The sequence below is a fragment of the Kitasatospora sp. NPDC093558 genome (genome assembly GCF_040683475.1).
In the GTDB taxonomy this organism is placed as follows: Bacteria; Actinomycetota; Actinomycetes; order Streptomycetales; family Streptomycetaceae; genus Kitasatospora.
Map to the genome: position 1 here is coordinate 1 of NZ_JBFBDY010000256.1, position 8,974 is coordinate 8,974.

General features: G+C 74.6%; 8 protein-coding genes. 1 reads left to right on the plus strand and 7 read right to left on the minus strand.

Annotated features, from left to right (window positions below; translation table 11 throughout):
* Positions 1 to 2: 2 nt before the first annotated feature.
* The 7 genes from AB0O00_RS22260 to AB0O00_RS22290 form a co-directional block, all read right to left on the minus strand.
* A complete protein-coding gene (locus AB0O00_RS22260; RefSeq protein ID WP_363654365.1) occupies positions 3 to 1,220 on the minus strand; it encodes an alpha/beta hydrolase in 1,218 nt (405 codons plus the stop codon).
* 195 nt (positions 1,221 to 1,415) lie between these two features.
* Entirely contained in the window at positions 1,416 to 1,760 is a 345-nt protein-coding gene (locus tag AB0O00_RS22265) for an MmcQ/YjbR family DNA-binding protein (RefSeq protein WP_363654367.1), read from the minus strand.
* 79 nt (positions 1,761 to 1,839) lie between these two features.
* Positions 1,840 to 3,069 (minus strand): acyltransferase family protein, encoded by a 1,230-nt coding sequence (locus tag AB0O00_RS22270; RefSeq protein WP_363654369.1) that lies wholly within the window; start codon positions 3,067 to 3,069, stop codon positions 1,840 to 1,842.
* A gap of 27 nt (positions 3,070 to 3,096) precedes the next feature.
* Positions 3,097 to 4,218, minus strand: a complete 1,122-nt coding sequence (locus AB0O00_RS22275) for an alpha/beta hydrolase (protein ID WP_363654371.1) — start codon at positions 4,216 to 4,218, stop codon at positions 3,097 to 3,099.
* 117 nt (positions 4,219 to 4,335) lie between these two features.
* Positions 4,336 to 5,010, minus strand: a complete 675-nt coding sequence (locus AB0O00_RS22280) for a response regulator transcription factor (RefSeq protein ID WP_363654373.1) — start codon at positions 5,008 to 5,010, stop codon at positions 4,336 to 4,338.
* Positions 5,007 to 6,308, minus strand: coding sequence for a sensor histidine kinase (locus tag AB0O00_RS22285; RefSeq protein ID WP_363654375.1), 1,302 nt, complete (start codon positions 6,306 to 6,308; stop codon positions 5,007 to 5,009). The genes AB0O00_RS22280 and AB0O00_RS22285 overlap by 4 nt, the downstream gene beginning before the upstream one ends.
* Positions 6,309 to 6,414: 106 nt before the next feature.
* Positions 6,415 to 7,110 carry a TetR family transcriptional regulator gene (locus tag AB0O00_RS22290; protein WP_363654377.1) on the minus strand — a complete coding sequence of 232 codons (696 nt, stop codon included), beginning with the start codon at positions 7,108 to 7,110 and terminating at the stop codon, positions 6,415 to 6,417.
* A gap of 227 nt (positions 7,111 to 7,337) precedes the next feature.
* On the opposite strand from AB0O00_RS22290, the gene AB0O00_RS22295 reads away from it, so the two are divergent.
* Positions 7,338 to 8,942 carry an MFS transporter gene (locus tag AB0O00_RS22295; protein WP_363654379.1) on the plus strand — a complete coding sequence of 535 codons (1,605 nt, stop codon included), beginning with the start codon at positions 7,338 to 7,340 and terminating at the stop codon, positions 8,940 to 8,942.
* Positions 8,943 to 8,974: the final 32 nt, after the last annotated feature.

An 8,974-nucleotide genomic window follows, 5' to 3' on the forward strand; every position in this document is an offset into this window, starting at 1 on the left:
GATCAGGAGCCGGACTGCGGCCGGAGGACGACGTCCTGGTAGTGGCCGAGCGAGATCGCCGCGAAGTTGTGCAGGCTGTCGGTGCCCTCGGCGAAGTAGCCGTTGTGGCCGGCCGCGCGGGCCGAGGAGATCTCCTCGGCGCCGAAGCCCGAGGACGTCGGGTCGGCGCCGTGGCCGAGGCCGCCGACCTCCAGGTACGGGACGTTGCCGATCCAGTCGCTGGGGTTGCGGGTGGCCCACACGTGCACGCCGGTGCCGAGCTCGCCGGTGCTCTGCACGCCCATGCCGGGGCTGCCGAACACCATCATGTCGGTGACGCCGGAGGTGTCGGACGGCGAGACCGCGGCGCGCGGGATCTCGGGCGCGGCGTCGCCGCAGACCACGGAGCCGTACGAGTGGCAGAGCAGGGACGGCGGCGCGTCCGGGCGGGTGGTCTCCTTGAGCCCGGCGAGCAGGCGCTGCAGCCGGGGCGCGCCGATGTCGGCGAGACGGGAGGTGACGGCGTCCGGGCCGAGGCCGGAGGGGGTGACGTAGCCGGTCCAGGCGATCACCGCGGTGCGGGTCTTCGGGGCCTGGCGGTGCTCCTCGGCGTACAGGGCGCGGGCCATGCCGGCGGGGGAGCGCAGCGGGTCGGCGGCCTGGTCGAAGTGGCCGAGGTCGGCGTCCGAGCCGGGCACCAGGACGGAGACCCGCTCGGCGTCGGCGAGGTCGCCCCACACCTCGGTGACCAGGCCGCGGCCGCGCGGGTCGAAGGCGAGGACCTGGCGGTCGGGGGCGAGCAGGTGCTCGACGTCGTTGGCGCGGGAGACGGCCAGCGCGCGGGCGTCGGAGTCGAGCTTGGGGTCGTTCGCGCGGGCGCGGGCGGCGTCGCGCTCCTCGGCGAGGGCGATCCGGTTGGCGCGGTAGCGCAGGTCGAGCGGGGCGCCGTCGAAGTTGCCGACGACCAGCGGGTACTGCTTGATCAGCCGGTCGAGCTCGGTGGGGGCCAGCGAGGCGAAGAACTCGGCGGCGGCGGCCGGGGTGGTGGTGGCCGGGTCGGGCAGGCCGCGGCCGAAGGAGTGGTCCTGGACCCAGGCGGCGCTGCCGGCCGGGGGCGTGCTGATCGCCAGCTGCTCGGTGGAGGCGGCGGCCGCGGCGGCCGAGGCGCCGGCGTCGGCGAGGACCGCGAAACCCGCGAACGCCCCGATCAGCACACGCTTCCAGCGTCGACGGTTGCGCACCGCACCAACTCCCTTGGGCCCGTCACCATGTCCTGGGCGGGGCCCGAGGGGTGCGTCAGACTGCGAACTTCCCTGCGCAAGCCTAGAGGTCACAGGAGGGTGACGGACACGCCCAAACTGTGGGATGGATCACATGAACCGTGGGTGTCCGGTTCGCGTCTTCCTGTCGCTGCGGATGCCGCTCCGCTCGGCGCGTCAGCGCTCCCGCGCGTCGAATTCCCTGACCAGCTTCTTGGGTGCGGTGCGCCGCCAGGCCTCGGTGACCAGGTCGCGGAGCTCGTCGGGATCGACGAGGTCCAGCCGGACGCTCACCCAGCCGTGCCGGCCGACGTACGGGGCCGACGAGAACACCTCGGGCTCTGCGGCCAGGAGTTCGGCCTGGTCCTCGGGGCTCGCCTTGACGGTGACGCGCTCGCCCTCGGGGGAGCCCATCGCGAAGATCCTGGCCCGCACGCGCAGCGTCTCGATCTCCCACGTCGGCTCCTGCGCGGCCTCGGGGAGCGCCAGGGCCATCGCGCGGAACTCGTCGAACGTCACCATGGCCGCAGGTTAGAGCACACCGCCGACAGCGCGCCCCCGGCGTGCGCTGCGGGGGCGCGCTGTCGGCCGGCCCGACGGGTCACACCACGCCCAGCGCGTACGCGGTGAACAGCGCCGCCCCGGCCCCGGCCGCGGCCTTCCACGGGCGGGAGAGGGCCGTCCACGGCGCGTCGAACCGCCGGGCGAACCAGCCGATCGCCACCAGCGCGCCCGCGAACAGCGGGAGCAGCGCGAGCCGGGCGGCCACCCAGGCGAGGGAGTCCGGGGCGGTGGTCAGCCCGGGGACGGTGCCGAGGCCGGCGGCGCCGGGCAGCGCGACGGCGAGCATCGCGCTCTGGTGCCAGCAGAAGACCGTCATCGCCGACAGGTTGACCACGACCACCGGCAGCCACAGCAGCGGACGGCGGCTCAGCAGCCGGCCCAGGCGCTCCCGCAGCAGGACGGCGGCGCCGCACTGCGCCGCCGCCAGGGCGAGCACCAGCAGGGACGGCGGGTGCGAGTTGGTCCGCGCGACGCCGGGCACGCCGACCATGCTCGCCGGGTAGTGGAAGACCAGCAGCAGCGCGGCGAACAGCGCGGCACCGCCGGCCAGCAGCACCCGCGCGGCCCGGCGGCCGAGCCGGCCCCGCGCCCACAGCACGCCCAGCTGGTAGCCGAACAGCCAGCCCGGCAGGATGTTGACCAGCCCGACCCAGGACGGCACCGCGTCCGCCCACGGCCCGTACCGCAGCGCGTCCACCACGGCGACGACGGCCACCAGGAGCCCCGCCGACCAGACGCCGAGCCGGCGGGCGGCGGCCAGGCAGGCCGCGGTGAGCGCGGTCACCCCCAGGTAGACGGCGATGTACCAGAGCGGCTGCACCACCAGCGTCGCGCCGGTGCGGACGGTGCCGGCCGGGACGCCGAGCCGCGGCAGCACCGGGATCAGCACCGCCCACACCGCCGTCACCCCGAGCACCGGGCGCAGCAGCCGGACCGTCCTGGCGCGCAGCCAGCCGCCGTACGTCACCCCCTTGGCGCGGGCCCGGTCCAGCGAGCGGACCGAGGAGTAGCCGCCGACCAGGAAGAACACCCCGAGCAGCTGCAGCACCCAGCTGACCGGGGCGAACGAGCCGAGGGAGGAGAGCGGGCTGGCGTTGTGCAGGGTGCCGTCGGGGTCGCGGGTGAAGCCGCCGAGCATCCAGTGCCCGAGCGGGACGGCGACCAGGGCGAGGGCGCGCAGGCCGTCGAGGGCGCGGTCGCGTTGGGCGGGGGTGCGGGCGTCGACCTCGCGGGCGGCGCGGCGCAGGGCGGTGAGCGGGTGGGCCACGGCGGTGCTCCTTCTCGTGAGGGAGGGCTAGCGGCCCTGGGCGAGGGCGGCGTAGGCGGTGAGCGAGGCGGTGCCGGGGGCGAAGTAGCCGGTGTGGCCGTGCGAGCCGGTCGACGGCAGGGGGCGGGCGCCGAAGTCCGGGCCGGTCGGGTCGGCACCGTGGCCGAGGCCGAACAGCGAGACGTTGGGCACCCGGCCGATCCAGTCGGAGCCGTTGCGGGCGGTGGCCCAGAGCGGGACGCGCGGGTCGAGGTCGGCGGCGGAAGCCACGCCCATGCCGGGCGAGCCGAGCACCACCACGGCGGAGGCCTGCGCGGGGCCGGGGCGGGCCAGGCCGCAGACGACCGAGCCGTAGCTGTGGCAGAAGACGGTGGCCGGGGCCTCGGGGCGGGTGCTCGCGGCGAGTCCGTCGAGCAGCCGGGTCAGCCGGGCGGCGCCGGCGCCGGCCAGGTCCTCGGTGGCGGCGTCCAGGCCGACCCTGACCGGGGTGGTGTAGCCGGCCCAGGCGATCACGGCGGTGGTCCGGCCGGTGGCCTCGTACAGCGACCTGGCCATGCCGGCGGGGGTGCCGTACGGGTCCGCGGCGCGGTCGAAGCTCAGCAGGTCGATGTCGGAGCCGGGGACGACGACGGCGGTGCGGCGGGCGGCGGCGAGGTCGCCGAAGACCTCGGCGACCTGGCCGCGGCCGCGCGGGTCGAAGGCGAGGACCTGGCGTCCGCCGTCGAGCAGGGTGCGGTAGCGCTCGGCGCGGGTGCGGGCGGCGGCCTGGTCCTGTGGGGTGAGGGCCGGGTCGGCGGCGCGGGCGGCCTCCCGGTCGCGTTCCTCGGCGAGGGCCAGGGTGTTGGCGTGGTACCGGAGTTGGACGGGGGTGCCGTCCAGGTTGCCGACCACGAGCGGGTGGCGGACGGCGAGCGCTTCGCGTTGGGCCGGCGTCAACCGGTTGAAGAACGCGGCGACTTCGGCCGGGGTGGTGGCGGCCGGGTCGGGCAGCCGGAGGCCGAGCGCGGTGTCGGCCGTCCAGGCGGCGCTGCCCGGCGGCGGGCCGGTGACGGCCTGCTGGGTGTCGGCGGCCCAGCCGCCCGCGCCGAGCACCGCCGCGAGGGCCACCGCGGCGGCGGCGATCGCACGCCTCGCCCGAAACTTTCCCATCGTCCCTTGCTCCCTTGTCCGTTGCTCACTGGCGACGAAGAGGAAGGTAGGAACGGGAAGGCCCCGCGGACGTCACACCGCGGGGCCAAGTCCAGGGGGCTACCTGGGTATTAGCTGCTACTCACCTGCGGTCACCAGCCCCGACTCGTAGGCGAGGACGACCGCCTGGGCGCGGTCGCGCAGGTCGAGCTTGGCGAGGATGCGTCCGATGTGCGTCTTGACCGTCTGTTCGGCCAGCACCAGGCGGCCGGCGATCTCCTGGTTGGACAGGCCGCGGGCGATCAGCTCCAGCACCTCGGTCTCGCGCGGGGTCAGGCCGCCCAGCCGCAGCTTGGGGTCCCGGCGCCGGGCCGGGCGGGTGCGGGCGAAGTCCTCGATCAGCCGGCGCGTCACCGAGGGCGCGAGCAGCGCCTCGCCGGCGGCCACGACCCGGACGGCGGCGATCAGGTCGGCCGGCGGGGCGTCCTTCAGCAGGAAGCCGCTCGCCCCGGCGCGCAGCGCCTCGTACACGTAGTCGTCCACGTCGAAGGTGGTCAGCATCAGCACCTTGGGCCGGTGTGTACCCGGCACCGCGGGGTCGAGCAGCCGGCGGGCCGCCTCCAGGCCGTCCATGCCGGGCATCCGGACGTCCATCAGGACGACGTCCGGGTGGGTGCGGCCGCTGACCTCCAGGGCCTGTGCGCCGTCCGCCGCGTCCCCCACCACGTCGATGTCGCTCTGGGCGTTCAGCAGGGCGGCGAAGCCGGCCCGCACCATGGCCTGGTCGTCGACGATGATCACGCGGATGGTCATGCGGGTGTCTCCCGGGCGGGGTCGAGGGGCAGGACGGCGGCCACCTTGAAGCCGCCGTCCGGCAGCGGGCCGGTGTCCAGCCTGCCATCGACGAGCCGGACGCGTTCGCGCATTCCGACCAGCCCCTGCCCGGTGCCCTCGGCCGAGGCCTCCAGCGACTCGCCGCGCTCGGGCGGCGGCGCGTTGACCACGGTGACCAGCAGCGCCGGACCGTCGGCCGTGAGCGACACCCAGGTCCGCGCCCCGGGCGCGTGCCGGACGACGTTGGCGAGGGCCTCCTGGACGATCCGGTACGCGGAGAGGGCGACGGCCTGCGGCACCCGCTGCGCCAGCCCCGGGTCCACCGTCAGCTCGGCCGGCACCCCGGCCCGGCCCACCGTCTCGACCAGCTGGCCGAGTTGCTCCACACCCGGCTGCGGTGCCTTCTCGGCCGCGGTCTCCTCGCTGCGCAACACGCCCAGCAGGCGCCGCATTTCGGCGAGCGACTCGCGTGCGGTGCCGGCGATCGCGGTGAACTCCTCGGCGGCCTCCTCCGGGACGCCGCCGATCCGGTACGGCGCGCTGGCGGCCTGCACGGCGATCACCGACATGTGGTGCGCCACCACGTCGTGCAGCTCGCGGGCGATCCGGGCGCGCTCCTCCAGCAGGGTGCGGCGCTCGCGCTCGGCCTCGCTGATGTGCTCCTGCTCGGTGAGCAGCCGACGGGCCTCGGCGCGTTCGCGCAGGGCGCCGCCGAGGACGAGGACCGCGCCGCTGAGGGCGATCGCGAGCAGGCTGTTGTCCCCGCCCCAGTCGCGCACCGCGCCGAGCACGGAGAACACGAGGCTCACGGCGGTGGTGGCCAGCCACACCGCGACCAGGGTGCGGCGCGCCTCGCGCAGGGCGAGCGGCAGCATCAGCAGCAGGTACCCGACCAGGTTGGTCGCGGGCCAGGGGAAGACCGGCGCGGTCTTGGTGGCCGTGGTGAGCACGACCGCGGACGTCAGGACGTCCGTCAGCCCGATCATCCACCAGGCGGGCAGCGGCCGGGCGGGCGCGAGGAGCAGCGGCGCGGTCTGCGCGACGGCGAGGGCCGCCGCGAGGCCGGTGTCGATGCCGTAGTCGTTGGCCAGCACGTTGATCGAGCTGGGCAGGAGCGCGGAGATCGCGGCCAGCGCGAGGACGTACGGGAGGTAGCGCAGCCATGGCCTGCGCGCCTGGGCGAGGAGCGGCGTGTGGTTGCTGGACGGGCTCAGCAGCGCCGTGAACAGCGTGCGGGGGGACAGTCCGCGGGGCTTGCCGGTGGACGGGGCGATCATCCGGCCAGCGTAGGTGCGGGCGGTGCGGGCGGCGTCGGACCGGGGGGCCGGATTTCGTCTAGTACCCCGGTATGACATCGGTGCGACGCCGGTAGGGCGCCGGGTTCTACGAGCGCCAGTGGCCGGCCAGGGCGGGGCCGAGCTGGTCGAAGTGGCGCTCGATGACGGCGATCATGCCTTCCGGGCCGGCCGGTTCCTGGTCGGCGGTCCAGGACAGGTGGGCGGCGCGCAGCACGCTGCCGAAGACGGCGGCGAGGACGGTGGGGCGCAGGTCCCGGGTGGGGTCGAGCCCCTCGCGCTCGGCGATCACCTCGACCACGACCCGTTCCTGCTCGGTGACCCGGCGCAGGTGGGCGGCGAGCAGGGTGGGCGTCTCCTCGATCATCCGCATGAGTTCGAGGGCGCTGTGGATGGAGCCGAGTCCGGTCCGCTCGGCGCTGCCGAGGTCGCGCCAGGCCTTGACGATCGAGGCGCGCAGGGCCTGGAGCGGGGTCTCGGCGGCGGGGCGGTGGCGCAGGCACTCGATGAAGTAGTCCTCGGCGTCGGCCATGACGGCGAGCGCGACCTCGTCCTTGTTGGCGAAGTAGCGGAAGAAGGTGCGCTGGGAGACGTCGACGGCGGTGGCGATCTCGTCGACCGTCGTCTGCGCGAAGCCCTGGCTGAGGAAGAGCACGTGCGCGGCCTGGACGAGGGCGTCGCGGGTCTGCTGCTTCTTGCGCTCGCGCAGTCCGGGCACCCGCCCCAGGGGGGTGATCGGCGCGGGGCCGGTCGGGGCGTCGGGGTGGGGGGCGTGAGCGGCCATGGCGGGGCCTTCCGGGCGCGGGTGCGGTCGGGGTGGGAGGACAACCTTAGCGGCCTGACAAATGGCAGTACTGGCCAGAAGTCAGCCTTTGCCTAATGTCAGTGGCTGACATAATCTGCCGGAAGTGGCGCCCGTCGGGCCGGGCAGCTCGTGGGGACGGGTGGGCCGGGGCGCCACGACCACGTCCGTCCGGTTTCGTTCGTGTACTCGCCCGTGGAGGGCCCCAGATGAGCCAGTCCGTCGTCAACAACGCCAAGGCGGACGACCCGCCGCAGCGCCCGGCACCGCCGGGAGGCGGGATCAAGGGCCACCCGTGGCTGACCCTGCTGACCGTCGCGGTCGGCGTCATGATGGTCGCCCTCGACGGCACGATCGTCGCGATCGCCAACCCGGTCATCCAGGAGAAGCTGAAGGCCGCGCCGTCCGAGATCCAGTGGGTGACGAGCGGCTACCTGCTCGCGCTCGCGGTCTTCCTGATCACCGCCGGCAAGATCGGCGACCGCTTCGGGCACAAGACCACGTTCCTCGTCGGCGCCGTCGGCTTCGCCGCCACCTCGGCCGCGATCGGCTTCGCCGGGAACATCCAGACCGTGATCGCCTTCCGCGTCCTGCAGGGCCTGTTCGGCGCGCTGCTCCAGCCGGCCGCGCTCGGCCTGCTGCGCGGGGCGTTCCCGGCCGAGAAGCTCAACATGGCGATCGGCATCTGGGGCGGCGTGATCGGCGCCTCCACCGCGGCCGGCCCGATCGTCGGCGGCCTGCTGGTCGAGCACGTCAGCTGGGAGTCGGTGTTCTTCATCAACATCCCGGTCGGCCTGCTGGCGCTCGTCCTCGGCCTGCTGGTGCTGCGGGACGTCCGTGCCGAGAACGCCGCCAAGTCCTTCGACGTGCCGGGCATCGCGCTGCTGTCGGTGGCGATGTTCGCCCTCGTCTTCGGCATCATCAAGGCCCCCGAGTGGGGCTGGGGCGACGCGTCCACGCTGCTGCTGCTCGGCGGAGCCGTCGTGCTGATGGTGCTGTTCGCGCTCTGGCAGGGCAAGGCGAAGGAACCGCTGATCCCGCTCGGCCTGTTCCGGTCGGTGCCGCTGTCGGCGGGCACGCTGCTGATGGTGCTGATGGCCTTCGCGTTCTTCGGCGCGATCTTCTTCGTCACCTTCTACCTGCAGAACGTGCACGGGATGACGCCGGTCCAGGCGGGCGTCCACCTGCTGCCGATGACCGGCATGATGATCGTCGGCTCGCCGATCGCCGGCATCGCGATCGGCAAGCTCGGCCCGCGCGTCCCGATCGTGGCCGGCATGCTGATCACCACCACCGCGATGTTTGGCATGTCCACCCTGGACACCGGCTCCGGCACCGGCGTGATGTCGCTGTGGTTCGTCCTGATGGGCCTCGGCATCAGCCCGGTCATGGTCGGCGCCACCGAGGTGATCGTCGGCAACGCCCCGCTGGAGCTGTCCGGCGTGGCCGGCGGCCTCCAGCAGGCCGCGATGCAGGTCGGCGGCAGCCTCGGCACCGCGGTGCTGGGCGCGCTGATGGCCGCCAAGGTCGGGGACGTGCTGCCCGGCAACTGGGCCAAGGCCGGCCTGCCGCCGGTCGAGGGCCCGCAGGCCGAGGGCCTCAAGCAGGCCGCCCAGCTCGGCATCGCCCCGCCGGCCCCGCCCGGCACCCCGCAGCAGGTCGTGGACGGCATGGCCGGCGCGGTCCACCAGTCCTTCGTGAGCGGCATGTCGCTCGCCTTCGCGGTGGCCGCGGTGGTGGCCTTCGGCGCCGCCCTGCTCGGCCTGCTCACCCGCCGCGGTGCGGGCGGCGCGGGCCCGGCCGTGCACATCTGATCGATCGTGCGCCCGCGCGAACGGCCCCGGAC

Excerpts from the sequence above, each read along its gene's own strand:
- AB0O00_RS22290 (WP_363654377.1), bottom strand. The coding sequence starts at position 7,110 with ATGGCCGCTCACGCCCCCCACCCCGACGCCCCGACCGGCCCCGCGCCG.
- AB0O00_RS22280 (WP_363654373.1), bottom strand. The coding sequence starts at position 5,010 with ATGACCATCCGCGTGATCATCGTCGACGACCAGGCCATGGTGCGGGCC.
- AB0O00_RS22275 (WP_363654371.1), bottom strand. The coding sequence starts at position 4,218 with ATGGGAAAGTTTCGGGCGAGGCGTGCGATCGCCGCCGCCGCGGTGGCC.
- AB0O00_RS22265 (WP_363654367.1), bottom strand. The coding sequence starts at position 1,760 with ATGGTGACGTTCGACGAGTTCCGCGCGATGGCCCTGGCGCTCCCCGAG.
- AB0O00_RS22295 (WP_363654379.1), top strand. The coding sequence starts at position 7,338 with ATGAGCCAGTCCGTCGTCAACAACGCCAAGGCGGACGACCCGCCGCAG.
- AB0O00_RS22285 (WP_363654375.1), bottom strand. The coding sequence starts at position 6,308 with ATGATCGCCCCGTCCACCGGCAAGCCCCGCGGACTGTCCCCCCGCACG.